At 65.4% G+C, this 17,952-nt stretch carries 17 protein-coding genes; 6 read left to right on the top strand and 11 right to left on the bottom strand.

Features of this window, described 5'->3' with window-relative positions; translation table 11 throughout:
- From WG898_RS19795 to gyrA, 9 genes are all read right to left on the bottom strand, one after another.
- Nucleotides 1-294, bottom strand: coding sequence for a LapA family protein (locus WG898_RS19795; RefSeq protein WP_339604501.1), 294 nt, complete (start codon nucleotides 292-294; stop codon nucleotides 1-3).
- Nucleotides 295-331: 37 nt separating this feature from the next.
- Nucleotides 332-652, bottom strand: a complete 321-nt coding sequence (locus tag WG898_RS19790) for an integration host factor subunit beta (RefSeq protein WP_339604500.1) — start codon at nucleotides 650-652, stop codon at nucleotides 332-334.
- A gap of 132 nt (nucleotides 653-784) precedes the next feature.
- Nucleotides 785-2,494, bottom strand: coding sequence for a 30S ribosomal protein S1 (rpsA, locus tag WG898_RS19785; RefSeq protein WP_339604499.1), 1,710 nt, complete (start codon nucleotides 2,492-2,494; stop codon nucleotides 785-787).
- 150 nt (nucleotides 2,495-2,644) lie between these two features.
- Nucleotides 2,645-4,648 carry a bifunctional 3-phosphoshikimate 1-carboxyvinyltransferase/cytidylate kinase gene (locus tag WG898_RS19780; protein WP_339604498.1) on the bottom strand — a complete coding sequence of 668 codons (2,004 nt, stop codon included), beginning with the start codon at nucleotides 4,646-4,648 and terminating at the stop codon, nucleotides 2,645-2,647.
- A gap of 18 nt (nucleotides 4,649-4,666) precedes the next feature.
- Nucleotides 4,667-5,545, bottom strand: a complete 879-nt coding sequence (locus WG898_RS19775; protein ID WP_339604497.1) for a prephenate dehydrogenase — start codon at nucleotides 5,543-5,545, stop codon at nucleotides 4,667-4,669.
- Between the two features lie 2 nt (nucleotides 5,546-5,547).
- Nucleotides 5,548-6,678, bottom strand: coding sequence for a prephenate dehydratase (gene pheA / locus WG898_RS19770; protein ID WP_339604496.1), 1,131 nt, complete (start codon nucleotides 6,676-6,678; stop codon nucleotides 5,548-5,550).
- The gene (serC, locus tag WG898_RS19765; protein WP_339604495.1) at nucleotides 6,671-7,780 is read right to left on the bottom strand and encodes a 3-phosphoserine/phosphohydroxythreonine transaminase; all 1,110 of its coding nucleotides are present in this window, start codon (nucleotides 7,778-7,780) and stop codon (nucleotides 6,671-6,673) included. Before serC ends, pheA begins: the two co-directional genes overlap by 8 nt.
- Before the next feature lie 36 nt (nucleotides 7,781-7,816).
- On the bottom strand, nucleotides 7,817-8,431 hold the full coding sequence (locus WG898_RS19760; RefSeq protein ID WP_339604494.1) for a DUF2059 domain-containing protein: 615 nt from the start codon (nucleotides 8,429-8,431) through the stop codon (nucleotides 7,817-7,819).
- On the bottom strand, nucleotides 8,428-11,097 hold the full coding sequence (gene gyrA, locus WG898_RS19755; protein ID WP_339604679.1) for a DNA gyrase subunit A: 2,670 nt from the start codon (nucleotides 11,095-11,097) through the stop codon (nucleotides 8,428-8,430). Before gyrA ends, WG898_RS19760 begins: the two co-directional genes overlap by 4 nt.
- Nucleotides 11,098-11,362: 265 nt before the next feature.
- Between gyrA and ompA the strand changes: the two genes are divergently transcribed.
- Both ompA and WG898_RS19745 read left to right on the top strand, forming a co-directional pair.
- Complete coding sequence (gene ompA / locus WG898_RS19750; protein WP_339604493.1) at nucleotides 11,363-12,022, top strand: outer membrane protein OmpA; 660 nt, start codon at nucleotides 11,363-11,365, stop codon at nucleotides 12,020-12,022.
- A 204-nt stretch (nucleotides 12,023-12,226) separates the two neighbouring features.
- On the top strand, nucleotides 12,227-12,439 hold the full coding sequence (locus tag WG898_RS19745; protein ID WP_339604492.1) for a hypothetical protein: 213 nt from the start codon (nucleotides 12,227-12,229) through the stop codon (nucleotides 12,437-12,439).
- Here the strand turns inward: WG898_RS19745 and WG898_RS19740 are convergent.
- Nucleotides 12,436-13,179, bottom strand: a complete 744-nt coding sequence (locus WG898_RS19740) for a LuxR C-terminal-related transcriptional regulator (RefSeq protein WP_339604491.1) — start codon at nucleotides 13,177-13,179, stop codon at nucleotides 12,436-12,438. The two genes, WG898_RS19745 and WG898_RS19740, sit on opposite strands and share 4 nt — an antisense overlap.
- Before the next feature lie 118 nt (nucleotides 13,180-13,297).
- A complete protein-coding gene (locus WG898_RS19735; protein ID WP_339604490.1) occupies nucleotides 13,298-14,275 on the bottom strand; it encodes an NADPH:quinone oxidoreductase family protein in 978 nt (325 codons plus the stop codon).
- 95 nt (nucleotides 14,276-14,370) lie between these two features.
- Here WG898_RS19735 and surE point away from each other — a divergent pair, with 95 nt between their 5' ends.
- The 4 genes from surE to rpoS all read left to right on the top strand — a co-directional run bounded on the left by surE (nucleotide 14,371) and on the right by rpoS (nucleotide 17,917).
- Nucleotides 14,371-15,132 (top strand): 5'/3'-nucleotidase SurE, encoded by a 762-nt coding sequence (gene surE / locus WG898_RS19730; RefSeq protein WP_339604489.1) that lies wholly within the window; start codon nucleotides 14,371-14,373, stop codon nucleotides 15,130-15,132.
- Entirely contained in the window at nucleotides 15,129-15,959 is an 831-nt protein-coding gene (locus tag WG898_RS19725) for a protein-L-isoaspartate(D-aspartate) O-methyltransferase (RefSeq protein WP_444718974.1), read from the top strand. Before surE ends, WG898_RS19725 begins: the two co-directional genes overlap by 4 nt.
- Nucleotides 15,960-16,026: 67 nt before the next feature.
- Nucleotides 16,027-16,905 (top strand): peptidoglycan DD-metalloendopeptidase family protein, encoded by an 879-nt coding sequence (locus WG898_RS19720; protein WP_339604488.1) that lies wholly within the window; start codon nucleotides 16,027-16,029, stop codon nucleotides 16,903-16,905.
- A gap of 19 nt (nucleotides 16,906-16,924) precedes the next feature.
- A complete protein-coding gene (rpoS, locus tag WG898_RS19715) occupies nucleotides 16,925-17,917 on the top strand; it encodes an RNA polymerase sigma factor RpoS (protein ID WP_339604487.1) in 993 nt (330 codons plus the stop codon).
- The last annotated feature ends 35 nt before the right edge of the window (nucleotides 17,918-17,952 follow it).

Here is a 17,952-nt window from a genome sequence, read left to right as displayed (position 1 = left end):
TCAGAGGCCGTCCCGCACGATCGGGGCGCTGGCGGGGTCAGGTGTTGCCGCTGCGGGCAGATCCTGGGCCAGTTGGCGAGATGCGGCGCGGCGGTGGTGCCACCAGGCCGGCACCATGGCCAGCACGCCCAGGGCGCAGCCGAGGCCGAAGGCGATCAGCACGATGATGACCAGGGGCGCGCTCCAGGCGCGGCCGAAGAACCAATGCACCACCACCTCCTGGCTGTTGTTCAGCGCGAAGGCGAAAAGGGCAAAAAAGAGGAAGGCCCGGAAGAGCCAGACAAAGAGACGCATTGGCGTGGATTCTAGGCGCCCTAGGCGCGCCAGCGGCTCAATCCAGGGTGCGCGGCAGTCCGACGTCGTCCAGCGGCAACTGCTCGTCCACCGCTTCGCGCAGGGCCTTGCCGGGCTTGAAATGGGGCACCAGCTTCTCGGGGATCAGCACCTGCTCGCCGCTGCGCGGATTGCGCCCCATGCGGGGTGGGCGGCGGTTGATGGAGAAGCTGCCAAAGCCGCGGATCTCGATGCGGTGGCCGCGGGCCAGGGCATCGGACATCGCGTCCAATATCGTCTTGACGGCGAACTCGGTGTCGCGCTGGGTGAGCTGGCCAAAGCGCTCTGCCAGATGGGCCACGAGGTCGGAACGTGTCATGACGATCGAATGCTGGTGAAAGAGGGGGAGGCAAGGAAATCAGGCTCGCCCTCGGGAGAGTGGCGAGCCTGAAATGTCAGCTACCGAGCCGCTAGGCTAACAGAGCCCAGGGTCCGGTGGCATTAGGCTTTATCAGCCCTGGTTGTCCAGCTTGGCACGCAGCAGGGCGCCCAGGCTGGTGGTACCGGCGTTCTCACGCTCGCTGGTAGCCGACAGACGCTGCATCGCTTCTTGCTGGTCCGCGCTGTCCTTGGCCTTGATCGACAGCTGGATGTTGCGCGTCTTGCGGTCGATGTTGACGATCACCGAGGTGACTTCGTCGCCTTCCTTCAGCACGTTGCGGGCATCTTCCACGCGGTCGCGGGAGATTTCCGAGGCGCGCAGGTAGCCGGTCACGTCGTCAGCCAGTTCGATCTCGGCGCCACGGGCGTCGACCGTCTTGACCTTGCCGGTCACCGTCATGCCGCGGTCATTGACCGAGGTGTAGGTGGTGAACGGGTCGCTGTCCAGCTGCTTGATGCCCAGGGAGATGCGCTCGCGCTCCACGTCCACGGCCAACACGATGGCTTCGACTTCCTGGCCCTTCTTGAAGTTGCGCACGGCAGCTTCGCCAGTTTCTTGCCACGACAGGTCGGACAGGTGCACCAGGCCGTCGATGCCTTGCGCCAGGCCAACGAACACGCCGAAGTCGGTGATCGACTTGACGGGGCCCTTGACGCGGTCGCCGCGCTTGACGTTCTCGGCGAACTCTTCCCAAGGATTGGCCTTGCACTGCTTCATGCCCAGGGAGATGCGACGCTTGTCTTCGTCGATTTCCAGGACCATGACTTCGACTTCGTCGCCCAGGGAGACGATCTTCGAAGGAGCCACGTTCTTGTTGGTCCAGTCCATTTCGGAGACGTGCACCAGGCCTTCGATGCCGGGTTCGATTTCCACGAACGCGCCGTAGTCAGCAATGTTGGTGACCTTGCCGAACAAACGGGTGTTGGTGGGGTAGCGACGTGCCACACCGAACCAGGGGTCGTCGCCCAGCTGCTTCAGGCCCAGCGAGACGCGGTTCTTCTCGGCGTCGAACTTCAGGACCTTGGCGGTCAGTTCCTGGCCAACCGTCACCACTTCGCTCGGGTGACGCACGCGGCGCCATGCCATGTCGGTGATGTGCAGCAGGCCGTCGATGCCGCCCAGATCCACGAAGGCACCGTATTCGGTGATGTTCTTGACCACGCCCTGGACGATCGCGCCTTCCGACAGCGTTTCCAGCAGCTTGGCGCGCTCTTCGCCCATCGAAGCTTCGACCACGGCACGGCGCGACAACACGACGTTGTTGCGCTTGCGGTCCAGCTTGATGACCTTGAATTCCATGGTCTTGCCCTCGTAGGGGCTCATGTCCTTCACCGGGCGGGTGTCGAGCAGCGAACCGGGCAGGAAGGCGCGGATGCCGTTCACCAGGACGGTCAGGCCGCCCTTGACCTTGCCGGACACGGTACCGGTCACGAAGTCGCCCGACTCCAGTGCGGTTTCCAGCGACAGCCACGAGGCCAGACGCTTGGCCTTGTCGCGCGACAGGATGGTGTCGCCGTAGCCGTTTTCGATCGCATCGATCGCCACCGAGACGAAGTCGCCGACGTTGACTTCGAGCTCGCCCTGGTCGTTCTTGAACTCTTCGATGGGCACGTAGGCTTCAGACTTGAGGCCGGCGTTGACCACCACAAAGCTGTGCTCGACACGCACCACTTCGGCGGAGATGACCTCGCCGGCGCGCATGTCGGAGCGCTGCAGCGATTCCTCGAACATGGCTGCAAACGAGTCCATGGCGGGGGTGGCGTTCTGGGTTTGGGACATGGTATTTCCTGAGCCGTCTGGCAAGGCGTTTGCCCGTCGGCAGTTGCAAGCAAGCTTGCGGGTTAAGGTTGTAGAGTTCGCCGCCCTCAATGAACTGTCGTTCGGAGGGAAGGGCGGCGGGCCCGGATGCTGCTCTGATTCAACGCTGTCTCAGAACGGCCTGCGCTCGGCCCACCAAGCCAGCACCAGATCACGAGATTCTTCGATGGTCTGGGCCGAGTTGTCGAGGCTTTGCGCGTCTTGCGCGGGCTTGAGAGGCGAGGCGCTGCGACCCTTGTCGCGCGCGTCACGTGCCTCAAGATCCGCACGCAAGCCTTCCATGCTAGCCGAGATTCCCTTGGAAATCAACTGCTTATAGCGCCGCTCGGCACGCGTGGCTGCACTCGCGGTGAGGAAGACCTTGAGCGCCGCGTCGGGGAACACGGTCGAGCCCATGTCGCGGCCATCGGCCACCAGGCCGGGTACGCGGCGGAAGTCCAGCTGCAGCTGGTTCAGCGCGCTGCGTACCTGGGGATGGGCGGCGACCTGCGAGGCCATCAGGCCGGCGGCCTCGGCGCGCAGGGCCTCGGTGATGTCTTCCTCGCCCAGGGTGACGCGGCCCTTGCGGAAATGCAGGTCCATCGCCGGCACGACGGCGGCCACGGCCGCGCCGTCGTCCAGGTCCAGGCCGGCGCGGTGGGCGGCCAGGCCGGTGGCGCGGTACAGCATGCCGGAGTCGAGGATCACATAGCCCAGCTCATGCGCCACCTCATCGGCCAGGGTGCCCTTGCCGGAGGCGGTGGGGCCGTCTATGGTCAGCACCGGGATGTCCTCGGGGCGTGCCGTCACCACCTCGAACAGGGTCTCGAAATAGTCCGGGAAGGTCTTGGCCACGCAATGCGGCTCCAGAATGCGCACCGGCACCGCGGCGTCAGCGACCAGGCCGTTGAAGGCCGCGAGCGAGAAGCACATCGCGACGCGGTGGTCGTCGTAGGTGTGGATGCTGGCGGGCTTCCAGGTGCGCAAGGGGTGCACGCGCAGCCAGTCCGGGCCTTCCTCAACGCTGGCGCCGAGCTTGCGCAGCTCGGTGGCCATGGCGGCGATGCGGTCGGTCTCCTTGACGCGCCAGCTGGCGATATTGCGCAGCTTGCTGGGGCCGTCGGCATAGAGCGCCATCACCGCCAGCGTCATGGCGGCGTCGGGGATATGGTTGCAGTCCAGGTCCAGGGCCTTGAGCGGCCAGGCGCCGCGCTTGACCTCCAGCGCATTGGCCTCGGCACGCACCTCGGCGCCCATCGCCTGCGCGGCCTCGACAAAGCGCACATCGCCCTGCAGTGAGGCACTGCCCACGCCTTCGATGCGGATCGGTGCCTCGGTGGCGGCGATGGCGCCCAGCGCCACGAAGTAGGAGGCCGAGGAGGCATCGCCCTCCACATGCACCTCGCCCGGCGAGCGGTAGCGGCTGCCGGCGGGAATCGTGAAGCGCTGCCAGCCGTCCGCGCGCACCGCGATGCCAAAGCGCTTCAGCAGCTCCAGGGTGATGTGCACATAGGGCTTGGAGATCAGCTCGCCGACCACCTCGATCACCACGTCCTGTGTGGCCACCAGCGGCAGGGCCAAGAGCAGGGCGGTGAGGAACTGGCTCGAGACATCGCCGCGCACCCGCACTGGCTCGGCCAGCTTGAGCTTGCTGGGCCCGGTCAGGCGCAGCGGCGGATAGCCTTCGTTGCCCAGGCAGGCGATCTCGCAGCCCAGTTCGCGCAGGGCATCGACCAGGTCGCCGATGGGCCGCTCGTGCATGCGCGCCACGCCGGCCAACTCGAAGCTGCCGCCCTGGGTGGCGGCCAGCAGCGCCAGCGCCGCGGTGAGCGGCCGCATCGCGGTACCGGCATTGCCGAGAAAGAGCTGCGCATCATGGTTGACCAGGCGTGCGCCCAGGCCGGTGATCTTGAGCGGGCCGCCGGGCAGCTGCTCTATTTGGCAACCCAGCGTCTTCAGCGCTGCCAGCATCACGGCGGTGTCGTCGGAGTCCAGCAGGTCATGCACCAGGGTCTGGCCTTCGGAGAGGCCGGCCAGCAGCAGCACTCGGTTGGAGATGCTTTTGGAGCCCGGCAGGCGCACGGTGCCGGCGGCTGCGCGCAGCGGCGGCAGGTCGAGGAAGGGGATCTTGAACATGGCGGGGAGAATGCGGAGTCAGTTGCGGGTGCGGGGCACACCCATCTGCCATTGGCTGCGGCCTTCGGAGGCCTGCCTGAGCAGGGTCTCGAGGCCCTGTGCGTCGTCGTTCTGTATCACCTGTTCCAGCAGGTCCAGCATGTCGCGAAAGCGCTTGGACTGCGCCATCACCTCGGCCTTGTTGGCCAGCAGGATGTCGCGCCAGATGGCGGGATCGCTGGCGGCGATGCGGGTGAAGTCGCGAAAGCCCGGGCCGGCCAGGCTGAGGTAATCGCGCGCTGCGGGCTGCTTGGCGACGGCGCTGAAATAGGCGTAGGCAAGCAGATGCGGCAGATGGCTGACGGCGGCAAAGGCGGCGTCATGGTTCTGCGGCGTCATCTTCAGCACCTGGCAACCCAGCGCCGACCAGACGTCGGTGGCCTTCTGCACCAGCGCCGCATTGGTCTGCGGCAGCGGCGTCAGGATGACCTGGCGACCCTGGTAAAGCCCGGCATCGGCGTTCTGCACGCCGGCCGATTCCTTGCCGGCAATCGGGTGCGCGGGCACGAAGGAGCCGAACTGCCTGCCCAGCACGCGGCGCGCGGCGTCGACCACATCGCATTTGGTCGAGCCCACGTCCATGAAGAGCACGCCGGGGTCCACCATATGCTTGACGGCCTTCAGCGTCGCCTCGGTGGCGGCCACCGGCACGGCCAGCAGCACGATGTCCGATCCCGAGACCGCCAGCAGGGCCGATTCGGCGGCGATGTCGATCACGCCCAGCTTCTTGGCGGCCTCGGTGGTGGAGGGCGACTTGCTATAGCCCACCACCCGCTTCACCAGCCCGGCCTTTTTGAGTGCAAGCGCGAAGGAGCCGCCCATCAGGCCGCATCCGATCACGCCGAGTTGCTGAAACATGCTCAGGCTTTCACTGGATAGGTGCCGATCACCTTGTAGAAGGCGCACAGCTGTCTCAACTCTGCCAAGGCAGCCGCCACATGCGGCTCGGAGGGGTGGCCTTCCAGGTCGATGTAGAAGTAGTACTCCCATTGGCCGGTGCGCGCCGGGCGCGACTCCAGCCGCGTCATCGACACGCCATGGTTCTTCAGTGGTACCAGCAGGTCGTGCATGGCGCCGGGGCGATTCGTCACCGAGACGATCAGGCTGGTGCAGTCGCGGCCGGTGGGCGGCGGCACGTCCATGGTCTGCGGCAGGCAGATCACCGCAAAACGGGTGCGGTTGTAAGCCTCGTCCTGCACCGCATGGGCCACGATGTGCAGGCCGAACAGGGTGGCAGCGCGCTCGCTGGCGATGGCCGCCCATTCCGGATGCTCGGCCGCCAGGCGGGCGCCCTCGGCATTGCTGGAGACGGCGCGGCGCTCGGCGTCGGGCAGGTGCTTGTTGAGCCAGTTCTGGCATTGCGCGAGTGCCTGCGGATGCGCCAGCACCGCCTTGATGCCGCGCAGCGAGTTGTCCTTGCACAGCAGGTTGTGGCGAATCAAGAGGCTGACCTCGCCCACCACATGGGTGGGCGTGTGCAGGAACAGGTCCAGCGAACGCGTCACCACGCCCTCGGTCATGTTCTCCACGCCCACCACGCCGTACTGGGCGCTGCCGCTGGCGGTGGCATGGAAGACCTCGTCGAAGCTGGAGCAATAGATCAGGTCCGCAGCGCCACCGAAATACTCGATCGCCGCCTGCTCGCAGAATGTGCCCACCGGGCCCAGCACGGCCACACGCTGCGGCGATTCCAGCGCCAGGCAGGCCGACATGATCTCGCGCCAGATCGCGGCCACATGCTCGTTGCGCAAGGGGCCCTGGTTGGCCTGCTGGATCTTGGTGATCACCTGGGCCACGCGGTCGGGACGGAAGAAGGGTGTGCCGTCGCGGCGCTTGATCTCGCCCACCTGCTCGGCCACATGGGCGCGGCGGTTCAGCAGCTTGAGCAGCTCTTGGTCGAGGCTGTCGATCTGGTCACGCAGTTTCAGCAGGGCCGGGTCGGCGACCGGCGGGGAAAGGTTAGGAGGAGTCGCGGGGGCTCCATCAGCCATGTTGTGCCTCAAAGTCTCTCAGATACGCCGTCAGGGCTTGCACACCCTCGAGCGGCATGGCGTTGTAGATCGATGCACGCATGCCGCCCACCGACTTGTGGCCTTTGAGTTGCAGCAGTCCGCGCTCCTTGGCACCGGCCAGGAAGGCGTCGTTCAGACGTTCGTCGCGGAGATAGAACGGTACGTTCATGCGCGAGCGGCAGTTCGCCGCCACGCGGTTTTCAAACAGATTCGAGCCGTCGAGCGCGGCGTACAGCAGTTGCGCCTTGTCGATATTGCGCTGCTCGATCGCGGCCAGGCCGGTCTTGCCGGCATAGGCAAAACCCTTCAGCCACTTGAACACCAGGCCGGCTACATAGATGCCGAAGGTGGGCGGCGTGTTGTACATCGACTGGGCCTCGGCCACGGTCTTGTAGTCGAAGGCGCTGGGGCAGATTGGCAGGGCATGGCCCAGCAGATCCTCGCGCACATAGACCAGGGTGAGGCCGGCCGGGCCGATGTTCTTCTGTGCGCCCCCAAAGGCCAGGCCGACGCGCGACCAGTCGATGCTGCGCGAGAGCTGGTGCGAGGAGCAGTCGATCACCAGCGGAGCGTCTGAGCCCAGCGCCTTGAGGTCCGGCAGCTCGTGGAACTCCAGCCCGTCGATGGTCTCGTTGCTGCAGACATGCACATAGGCCGCATCGGGCCGCAGCCGCCACTGGGCCGCCGGCGCCAGCTGGCGCCGGCCGTCGGCCGAGTTGTCGGCGGCGATCTGCACATCGGCATAACGCCTTGCTTCCTGGGCGCTCTTGGCGGACCAGGAACCGCTCACCACCACATCCACCTTGCCGCCACGCGAGAGGTTCATTGGCACGATGGCGTTCTCGCCCAGGCCGCCACCCTGCACGAAGAGAATGCGGAAGTTGGCCGGCACCTGCAGCAAGTCGCGCAGGTCGGCCTCTGCCGCCTCCGCGATCGAGATGAACTCGCGGCCGCGGTGGCTCATCTCCATCACGCTCATGCCCGAGCCGTGCCAGTCCAGCATTTCCTGCGCCACCAGCGTCAACACCTCTTCGGGCAAGGCGGCCGGGCCGGCGGAAAAATTGAAGGGGCGTGACGTCATGGCGGGGCTGCGGGCGTGAACGGCTTGGGCCGGGGATTACTTCTTGGCGGGGGTGCTGCCGGTGGCGGGCTTGCTGGCTGCGGGCGGCGGGCTGATGCCCAACTGCTTGGCCACGCTGGCGCGCAGCGCGTTGAACTTGCCTTCCAGGCCGGGGCCCACTTCCGCCATCAGCTTCTGGCCCAGCGCGGACTGCATGTCGCCGCCCATCTGCACATACTTTTTGTTGACGGGCGAGTCCAGGATGGCAACGAGCTGACGCAACTCATCCTCGGTGAACCGCTCGTCGAGCATGTTGCCAATGGTGCTCGGGGCGAGCTTCAGTGCCGCATTGCGCAACACCGGCGTGTTTTCCTCAACGAACTTCTTGATGTCGGCTTCGATGGCTTTGGCGGTAGCCTCGCGCTTTTCGGGCGCGACCTGGTTTTGCAGTGCGGCACCGGCGCCCTGCATCAGATTGCCAATGGGTTGCTGCAAAACGCCGCGGGCCAGGCCCTCGATGGCGGGCTGCTGCAGCTGCAGCACCTTGGCGATCAGCTCCTTCTTGGCGGGCGAGCTGGCAGGGGCCGAGGCCGATTGGGCGAGGGCCGGTACGGCGCAGGCGGCAATGACAGCGGCGGCGCAGATCTTCAACAGCGAGGTGTTCAAACTCATTCCTTGTTAGCGTCGTCGGCGTTCGGATCGCCTTCAGCGGGATTGTCGGTGCCGGCTTCCGCCGCACCATCGATGGTGCCTTCATTGGCATCGTTCTCGACGATGCGTTGCAGGCCGGAGAGCTTGGAGCCATCGTCCAGCGCGATCAGGGTCACGCCCTGGGTGGCGCGGCCGAGTTCGCGAATCTCGGCGACCCGAGTGCGCACGAGCACGCCGCGGTCGGTGATCAGCATGATCTCGTCCTCCGGGCGCACCAGGGTGGCGGCCACCACGCGGCCATTGCGCTCGCTCTGCTGGATCGCAATCATGCCCTTGGTGCCGCGGCCATGGCGCGTGTACTCGATGATGGAGGTGCGCTTGCCATAGCCGTTCTCGGTGGCGGTGAGCACGCTCTGCGTCTCGTCCTCTGCCACCAGCATGGCGATCAGGCGCTGCTCGGGCTCCAGCATCATGCCTCGCACGCCGCGTGCCTGGCGACCCATGGGGCGCACATCGTCTTCGTCGAAGCGCACCGCCTTGCCACCATCGCTGAACAGCATCACATCGTGCTTGCCGTCGGTCAGCGCCGCGCCGATCAGGAAATCGCCCTCGTCCAGGTCCACCGAAATAATGCCGGCCTTGCGCGGGTTGCTGAAGTCCTTCAGCGAGGTCTTCTTCACCGTGCCCAGTGCCGTGGCCATGAAGATGAAGTGGTCCTCAGGGAAGCTGCGGAACTCGCCGGTAAGCGGCAGCACCACGGTGATCTTCTCCTCGGCCTGCAGCGGGAACATGTTGACGATGGGCTTGCCGCGCGAGTTGCGCGAGCCCTGCGGCACCTCCCAGACCTTGAGCCAGTAGACCCGGCCGCGGTTGCTGAAGCACAGGATCCAGTCGTGCGTGTTGGCGATGAAGAGCTGGTCGATCCAGTCGTCGTCCTTGGTGGCGGCGGCCTGCTTGCCGCGGCCACCGCGGCGCTGCGCGCGGTATTCGCTCAGCGCCTGGCTCTTGATATAGCCGGTATGCGAGAGCGTCACCACCATATCAGTGGGGGTGATCAGGTCTTCGGTGCCGAGTTCCTGGGCGTTGTGCTCGATCACGCTGCGGCGCGCGCCCAGCTTGGTCTGGCCGAACTCCTGGCGCACCTGCACCAGCTCCTCGCTGATGATGGTGGTGACGCGCGCCGGCGTGGCCAGGATGTCCAGCAGATCGGCGATCTGCGCCATCACGTCGCGGTACTCGCCGACGATCTTGTCCTGCTCCAGGCCGGTGAGGCGCTGCAGACGCATCTGCAGGATCTCGCTGGCCTGGTCGTCGGAGAGACGGTAGAGGCCGTCTTCCTGCATGCCATACATGGCGGGCAGGCCCTCGGGGCGGAAGGCGCCGCGGCCGCCTGGCGTGGCCTCCTCGGCGCGCACCAGCATCTCGCGCACCAGCGAGGAATCCCAGCTCTTGGCCATCAGCGCGGCCTTGGCCACCGGTGGGGTGGGCGAGTTCTTGATGGTGGCGATGAACTCGTCGATATTGGCCAGCGCGACGGCCAGGCCTTCCAGCACATGGCCGCGCTCGCGTGCCTTGCGCAGCTCGAAGATGGTGCGGCGGGTCACCACCTCGCGGCGGTGCTCCAGGAACACCGTGATCAGGTCCTTCAGGTTGCAGAGCTTGGGCTGACCGTCGATCAGCGCCACCATATTCATGCCGAAGGTATCTTGCAGCTGGGTCTGCTTGTACAGATTGTTCAGCACCACCTCGGGCACTTCGCCGCGCTTGAGCTCGATCACCACGCGCATGCCGGACTTGTCGCTCTCGTCCTGGATATGGCTGATGCCTTCGATCTTCTTTTCGTGCACCAGCTCGGCAATGCGCTCCAGCAGCGTCTTCTTGTTGACCTGGTAGGGGATCTCGTCAACGATGATGGCCTGGCGCTGGCCGCGGTCGATGTCCTCGAAATGCACCTTGGCCCGCATCACCACCTTGCCGCGTCCGGTGCGATAGCCGTCGCGCACGCCCGAGAGGCCGTAGATGATGCCGGCGGTGGGGAAGTCGGGCGCCGGAATGATTTCCATCAGCTCGTCGATCGAGGCTTCCGGATTGCGCAGCGCATGCAGGCAGGCGTCCACCACCTCGTTCAAGTTGTGCGGCGGGATATTGGTGGCCATGCCCACCGCAATACCCGAGGCGCCATTCACCAGCAGATTGGGCAGGCGGGCCGGCAGAACCAGGGGTTCCTTGTGGCTGCCGTCGTAGTTAGGCCCGAAATCGACCGTTTCCTTGTCGATATCGGCCAGCAATTCATGGGCGATTTTGTCCAGGCGAATTTCGGTGTACCGCATCGCCGCGGCGTTATCGCCGTCGATGGAACCGAAGTTGCCTTGCCCGTCGATCAACATATGTCGCAGGCTGAATGGCTGTGCCATGCGCACGATGGTGTCGTAGATGGCCGAATCTCCGTGCGGGTGGTACTTACCCATGGTCTCACCGACGGCCTGCGCACTCTTGCGGTACTTGGCGTTGTAGGTGTTGCCCATCTCGTTCATCGCGAACAGCACGCGGCGGTGCACCGGCTTCAGGCCATCGCGGGCATCGGGGAGGGCACGGCCGACGATCACGCTCATCGCGTAATCGAGGTACGAACGCCGCATCTCCTCCTCAAGGCTGATGGGCAGTGTTTCCTTGGCGAACTGGGTCATGCGCGGGCGCGGCTGCGGCTCGGGAGAGCTTGCCGTCATCATTTAGGACAGGAAGCGGGATTCTAATTGCTCGGCCATGTAGTACTTGCGCAACATTGATTGAGAGTGGTGCGTGCAGCGCCGCCAGAATAGAGCCGTCCCATCACCCTATGGCACAATCATTTGGTCCCTAGGAGAAACCCGCGCATGCGGTTTTTTCCTTAGGTTTTAGTTCCAGTTCTGGACATTTCGCAGGGCATCTGCGGCTTTCCTTGGAAGGAGAATCATGAAGAAATTGAACCGAGTGGCGACGCTGGTGTCCGTGGCCGCAATCGCTGCCGTGGCCTCGTCGGGCGCTTTCGCCCAGACCGTGGACAACTGGCGTGCCACCGACGGTACCGTCTGGAAGAACGGCACCAACGAACTGTGCTGGCGCGATTCCAACTGGACGCCTGCGACGGCTGCCAAGGATTGCGATGGCGCGCTGAAGCCCGCCCCCAAAGTTGAGGCACCCAAGCCTGTGGCCCCGCCTCCTCCGGTGGCTCCTCCGCCCGCTCCCAAGCCCGCTCCTGTGCCTCCCGCTCCCGTGAGCGAGAAGGTGACCTTCGCCGCTGACGCCTTCTTCGACTTCGACAAGGCTGTGCTCAAGCCCGAAGCCAAGGCCAAGCTGGACGACCTGGTCAGCAAGACCGGTGGTATCAATCTGGAAGTCATCATCGCGGTCGGTCACACCGACAGCGTGGGCTCCGATGAATACAACCAGAAGCTGTCGGTGCGTCGCTCCGAAGCCGTGAAGGCCTATCTGGTGTCGAAGAACGTGGAAAAGAATCGCGTCTACACCGAAGGCAAGGGCGAGAAGCAGCCCGTGGCCGACAACAAGACCGCCGAAGGTCGCGCCAAGAACCGCCGCGTCGAAATCGAAGTGGTTGGTACGCGCAACAAGTAATCGCTACGCTGCGCCGAGTGCGCAGCAGCGACTCAAAGCCCCGCATAGCGGGGCTTTTTCGTTGCTGCGCCCGGCAGCTTGCACCCACTTGCTGGACGGGCTTGTGTAGCTGTATGGATATACAGTAAAGTCGTGTCCATGCTTGCCGCGAGGCAAGGGCAAGTCGAGTGGGCCTGCGGCCCGCTCCAGTGTTGGAGCGACATGATGCAAGTGAAACTGGGCAAACCGATCTCCCTGGTGAAGTTGGCCAAGGATCCGCAGAACTGGATCAGTTTAATGGCGGTGCTGACGCTGCTGGGGCTGTGCGGCGGGGTCTTCGATCCGCATGAGGTGCCGCAAGAGGCGCAAATGGCGCAGGCGGACGCCTCAGTCCGCTTGATGGTCGTGCAGGCGGATGGAGCGCGTGAGCGGCTCTAGACTAGGCCCTGCTTGCTGGCCAGAACGGCGGCCTCGGCGCGGCTCGACACGTTCAGTTTCTTGTAGATCGACTTGATGTGGTCGTTCACGGTGAACCACTTGATGCCCATCAGGTTGGAGATTTCCTTGATGGTGAAGCCCTTGCTGAGGTAGGTCAGCACTTCGTTTTCACGCGGCGTCAGGCGCTCCCATTCGGGTGCGGGGTCCAGCACCACGCCGCGGTTGCTATGGGTCGCAGCACTGGAAGACAGGCTACCAAAACCGGAGTTCAGGCCCATCGGCCCGCTGTCACCGGTGGATCCGGGGCGGAAATGCGAGAGCAGGCGGCGCGCGATCGCGGGCGACAGCGGCGGTTGGCCGCGCACGATGCGCTGCAATTCCTCCACCAGCACCTCAAAGCGGTCTTCCTTGAGCAGATAGCCATCGGCGCCGCATTGCAGTGCCGGGAAGAGGTGGTCGTCGTCGGAGTAGAGCGTGGTCACGATCTTCACCGCGGGCGTGCCCACCAACTCGGCAAGGAATTCCATGCCATTGCCATCCGGCAGTTCGAGGTCCACCAGAATGAGCTTGAAGCCGAGCTCGGGATTCTCGTGATTCAGCTTGGCGACCTGACGGCGAGCGCCCTCCAGGTCGCCGACCTCGATGATTTCCATGGCATCACTGAAGCTCTCGCGCACCACGCGGCACAGAAAACTGCGCGCAACCGGGTTGTCTTCGATGATGAGTACTTTGACTGCCATGGCCTGAGATTGAGCTGGTTGCCGGATCCTAGCGCACATGGCCAGGCTTGCATGCCCCGTGAAGAAGGGAGGGGGTGTTGCTTCGAAGTCATTCTCCGCCGCCCAGCAGCAAGCCGTGTTATTCGTTGGTAAGCACAAGTTTTCCCACCACCTGGCGCGAACTCATGCGCTCGAAGGCTGCGGGCAGCTGTGCCATCGGCAGCACCCGGTCGAGCACCGGTTTCACCAGGCCCCGCGCATACCACTCGGCCAACTGTCCCAGCATGTGCGCATTGCGCTCGGGTTCGCGCTTGGCAAATTCGCCCCAGAAGACGCCGACGATGGAGGCGCCCTTGAGAAGGGCCAGGTTCAAGGGCAGGGCAGGGATTTCGCCCTGCGCAAAACCCACCACCAGGTAGCGACCGCGCCAGGCGATGGAGCGGAAGGCTTGCTCGGCCAGGCTGCCGCCCACCGGGTCGTAGATCACATCGGGGCCCTTGCCGCCGGCGAGTGCCCTCAGTTCGTCGCGCAGGCTGGCGCTGCTGTAGTTGATGCTCGCGTCGGCCCCCAGTTCGATACAGCGGGCGCATTTGTCGTCGCTGGATGTGGCCGCGATGACGCGCGCGCCCGCGGCCTTTGCTATCTGGATGGCGGCCGTGCCGACACCGCCCGCCGCACCCAGGATCAGCACGGTTTCGCCGGCCTGCAGGGCGGCGCGATCCATCAGCGCATGATGGCTGGTGGCATAGGTGCAGATGAAGGCGGCGGCATCGGCGAATGCAAAGCCCGGGGGCAGCGGCAGCGCCAGTGCGGCGGGGATGCAGGCATGACTGGCGAAGCCGCCGGTGCCGGCAAAGGCCGCGACCGCATCGCCGGGTTTGAAGCCCTTCACGCCCTCGCCAAGGGCTTCGACCACACCGGCGAATTCGGTGCCAGGCACGAAAGGCAGCGGCGGTTTCATCTGGTATTTGTTCTGGATGATCAGCAGGTCCGGAAAGTTCAGGCTGGCGGCCTTGATGGCGATGCGCAACTGTCCGGCTTGCGGCTCGGGTGTGGGCATGTCGGTCCAGCACAGGGCGTCGACGCCGGTAGGGTTTTCGCACAACCAGGCTTGCATGGCTCGCTCCTCGATGATGGGACGGCGGATCATAGGCAGGCACGGCGACGCCGGTGGTCGCTCAGGTGACGCCGCGCCTGCCTACAATGCGCCGCATGCGCATACTGATCGCCAATGATGACGGCTATTTGGCCCCCGGCCTCCAGGCTCTGGTGAAAGCCTGTGAGGGCTTGGGGCAGATCGAGGTGATTGCCCCCGAACAGAATGCCAGCGGCACCTCGAACGCGCTGACGCTGACGCGGCCCTTGTCGGTGTTCACCGCGTCGAATGGCTTTCGCTACGTGAACGGCACGCCCTCGGACTGTGTTCACGTGGCACTTACCGGGCTGTTGGACTACAAGCCGGATCTGGTGCTTTCGGGTATCAACAATGGCGCCAATATGGGCGACGACACGCTGTACTCCGGCACCGTGGCCGCGGCCACGGAGGGCTTTCTGTTCGGCATTCCCTCGATCGCTTTTTCCCAGGTGGAGAAGGGCTGGGGGGAGTTGGATGCCGCAGCGGCGCTGGCACGCGAACTGATCCAGCAGGTGGTGGCAGGCGGCCTGGGCCGACCCTTTCTCTTGAATGTCAACATCCCAAATCGCGCCGATGCCGTGGACCTGCCTCGGCTGGTGACGCGCCTCGGGCGTCGTCACGCCAGCGAACCGGTGATCAAGCAGTCGAGCCCGCGCGGCGAGCCCATTTACTGGATCGGTCCGGCCGGCGATGCGCGCGAGGCTGGCGAGGGCACCGACTTTCATGCGACCGCGGCGGGCGCCGTTTCCATCACGCCCTTGCAGGTTGATCTCACCGATCATGCAGCGCTGCCTGCCTGGCGCGCCGGCCTGGCGTTGAACGGCGGAGCGCGTACTTGAACTCGCCCGGAGCACGCGGCAAGCGCTTTCCGCTGGCCTTGGACAAGGTCGGTGCCCGCGCTGGCGGCGGCGTGGCGCGCGAGGTGCTGATGCCGCAGCGTCATTTGCAGCAGGCGGCGGCCGATGCGGCGCGTCTGACCACCCCCAGCGGGCTTGGCCTGGACTCGGCCGGCGTGCGTCAGCGCATGGTGCAGCGCCTGCACCTTGATGGCCTGCGTGATGAGCGCGTGCTGGCTGCCTTGGCGCAAGTGCCGCGCCACGAATTCGTCGACACCGCGCTGGCGACCCAGGCCTACGAGGACACCAGCCTGCCGATCGGGCATGGCCAGACCATCTCCAAGCCGTCGGTGGTGGGGCGCATGATCGAGCTGATGTTGGCCGCGCCCGGCGCACAGCGGCGCGGCCATCTGGGCAAGACCCTGGAGATCGGCACCGGCTGCGGCTATCAAGCGGCCGTGTTGGCACAACTCGCCAGGCAGGTGGTGTCGATCGAGCGTCTGCGGCCACTGCATGACAAGGCCCGCGTCAATCTCGCCGCCATCAAGGCCCTGCACATACGCCTGCTCTATGGCGATGGCATGTTGGGGCATGCGCCGGCGGCGCCTTATGACAGCATCATCGCCGCCGCCGGTGGCGACGATTTGCCGGCGGCCTGGCTGGCGCAGTTGGCCCCCGGGGGGCGATTGGTGGCACCGATGACGGCGCCCAGCGGGCGTGGCCAAGTGCTGGTGGTGGTGGACCATGTGGTGGAAGCCGGCGTTAGCCAATTCGTACGAAGCCTGCAGGAGTCGGTGCTTTTCGTGCCCCTAAAATCCGGTGTCTTGTAGGCCGCTGACCGGGCCCATGCGGGCCCTGCTTCAGTCTCGCCCCTCAGCCTTTTGCAATCGAGAGCGCATGCAACAGATCTTGAATCGTCGATGGACCTCCCTGGCGGCTGGCGTGCTGTTGCTGGCCGGCTGTGCCTCGCCCAGCCACCGTGCCCCGGTCGAGGAGCGCGCCGTCGGCGCTCAACCCAAGCCGACGGCCGCAAGCGCGCCGACCAGCGCCGCGAGCACCGCGCCCGAGAGCAAGCTGCCGGCCGGCAGCGACAACGCCGGCAAGCCCGGTTACTACACGGTCAAGCCGGGCGACACGCTGATTCGCATCGCGCTGGAGAACGGGCAGAGTTGGCGCGACCTGGTGAAGTGGAATGGTCTGGAAAATCCAAATCTGATCGAGGTGGGTCAGGTCTTGCGCGTGCTGACGCCAGGGGTGGACGGCGCGGGCGTGAATGCGCGCCCTGTCAGTTCGGCCAAGGTCGAAAGCAAGCCGCTGGACGGCAAGCCGGCCGCGGCCAGCGCGGCATCGGCGGCCAGTGCCGGCGCATCCGTGCAGTCACCGGCGCCGGTGGTCAAGGAGGGGGATGATGAGCCGCAGTTCGGGTGGCCCGCCAGCGGCGGCATTTTGGTCGGCTTTGACGAGGTCAAGAACAAAGGTCTTGCCTTTGCGGGCAAGGCCGGCGATGCTGTGCTTGCCGCCGCCGACGGGCGCGTGATGTATGCAGGATCTGGCTTGCGAGGCTATGGCAACATGATCATCATCAAGCACAACGCCACCTATCTGACGGCGTATGCCCACAACCAGACCCTGCTGGTGAAGGAAGACCAGCCGGTGCGCAAGGGCCAGAAGATTGCCGAAATGGGTTCCAGCGATGCAGACCAGGTCAAGCTGCATTTCGAGGTGCGCAAGCAGGGCAAGCCCATAGACCCGGCCAAGCTCTTGCCGGCCCGTTGAAGGATGAAGGCGCCGCGTCATGTCACTGCATCGCGTTGCCTCTACCAGCCCGACCCGGCCGCCCATCGACCTGGCCGAGTTCGATGCCGAGGTCAAGCCGGCGCCGGATGACGACGACGTGCAGGCGCTGCGCCTGCCGGTCACGAATGGCGCCGATGTCGAACTTGGCAATGCGCTACAGGCCTATCTGCGCGACATCCGCCGCACCCCGCTGCTGACCCCGCAACAGGAATACGACACGGCCGTGCGTGCGCGTGCCGGCGAGTTCGAGGCGCGGCAGGCGATGATTCAGCACAATCTGCGGCTGGTCGTCAGCATTGCGAAGAACTACCTTGGCCGCGGCCTGCCGATGAGCGATCTCATCGAGGAGGGTAATCTCGGCCTTATGCACGCGATCGGTAAGTTCGAGCCCGAGCGCGGCTTCCGCTTTTCTACCTACGCAAGTTGGTGGATACGTCAGAGCATCGAGCGCGCGCTGATGCATCAGGCGCGGCTAGTGCGCCTGCCGGTGCACATCGTGCGCGAGCTCAACCAGGTGCTGAAGGCGCGGCGCGCACTGGAGGCGCTGGCGAGCCAGAACGGTGGCGAGGCGCAGGTGCGAGCCGACGAGGTGGCCACGGCGCTTGGGCGTCCACTCAGCGAGGTCTCCGAGTTGCTGGCCTATGCCGAGCTGCCCAGCTCATTGGATTCGCCCGTGGACCGCAATGGTGAGGGCGGCGAGTCGATGATGGATCTGGTGGCCGACGAGCAGGCCGTGGATCCGTTGGGCCTGCGGCTCAGCCATGAGCTGGAGGAGTTGCTGGCCCATGGGCTGGCGGCGCTGAATGAGCGCGAGCGCGAGGTGCTGGCGGGGCGCTATGGCCTGGCCGACCGCGAGCCCGAAACCCTGGATGTGCTGGCGATCCGCCTCAAGCTCACGCGCGAGCGCATCCGCCAGATCCAGATCGAGGCGCTCAACAAGCTCAAGCGCAATATGATGCGCCACGGCATCAGCCGCGACGCGATCTTCTGAGGCCGTGAGGCCAGGCGCGGGGCTGGGATAATGCC

Origin of the sequence: Paucibacter soli, from assembly GCF_037482845.1 — a bacterium.
Lineage (GTDB): Bacteria > Pseudomonadota > Gammaproteobacteria > Burkholderiales > Burkholderiaceae_C > Paucibacter_B > Paucibacter_B soli.
This window is presented reverse-complemented; position numbering and strand designations above follow the sequence as displayed.

Excerpts from the sequence above, each read along its gene's own strand:
- WG898_RS19795 (WP_339604501.1), bottom strand. The coding sequence starts at position 294 with ATGCGTCTCTTTGTCTGGCTCTTCCGGGCCTTCCTCTTTTTTGCCCTT.
- WG898_RS19790 (WP_339604500.1), bottom strand. The coding sequence starts at position 652 with ATGACACGTTCCGACCTCGTGGCCCATCTGGCAGAGCGCTTTGGCCAG.
- rpsA (WP_339604499.1), bottom strand. The coding sequence starts at position 2,494 with ATGTCCCAAACCCAGAACGCCACCCCCGCCATGGACTCGTTTGCAGCC.
- WG898_RS19780 (WP_339604498.1), bottom strand. The coding sequence starts at position 4,648 with ATGTTCAAGATCCCCTTCCTCGACCTGCCGCCGCTGCGCGCAGCCGCC.
- WG898_RS19775 (WP_339604497.1), bottom strand. The coding sequence starts at position 5,545 with ATGTTTCAGCAACTCGGCGTGATCGGATGCGGCCTGATGGGCGGCTCC.
- pheA (WP_339604496.1), bottom strand. The coding sequence starts at position 6,678 with ATGGCTGATGGAGCCCCCGCGACTCCTCCTAACCTTTCCCCGCCGGTC.
- serC (WP_339604495.1), bottom strand. The coding sequence starts at position 7,780 with ATGACGTCACGCCCCTTCAATTTTTCCGCCGGCCCGGCCGCCTTGCCC.
- WG898_RS19760 (WP_339604494.1), bottom strand. The coding sequence starts at position 8,431 with ATGAGTTTGAACACCTCGCTGTTGAAGATCTGCGCCGCCGCTGTCATT.
- gyrA (WP_339604679.1), bottom strand. The coding sequence starts at position 11,097 with ATGACCCAGTTCGCCAAGGAAACACTGCCCATCAGCCTTGAGGAGGAG.
- ompA (WP_339604493.1), top strand. The coding sequence starts at position 11,363 with ATGAAGAAATTGAACCGAGTGGCGACGCTGGTGTCCGTGGCCGCAATC.
- WG898_RS19745 (WP_339604492.1), top strand. The coding sequence starts at position 12,227 with ATGCAAGTGAAACTGGGCAAACCGATCTCCCTGGTGAAGTTGGCCAAG.
- WG898_RS19740 (WP_339604491.1), bottom strand. The coding sequence starts at position 13,179 with ATGGCAGTCAAAGTACTCATCATCGAAGACAACCCGGTTGCGCGCAGT.
- WG898_RS19735 (WP_339604490.1), bottom strand. The coding sequence starts at position 14,275 with ATGCAAGCCTGGTTGTGCGAAAACCCTACCGGCGTCGACGCCCTGTGC.
- surE (WP_339604489.1), top strand. The coding sequence starts at position 14,371 with ATGCGCATACTGATCGCCAATGATGACGGCTATTTGGCCCCCGGCCTC.
- WG898_RS19720 (WP_339604488.1), top strand. The coding sequence starts at position 16,027 with ATGCAACAGATCTTGAATCGTCGATGGACCTCCCTGGCGGCTGGCGTG.
- rpoS (WP_339604487.1), top strand. The coding sequence starts at position 16,925 with ATGTCACTGCATCGCGTTGCCTCTACCAGCCCGACCCGGCCGCCCATC.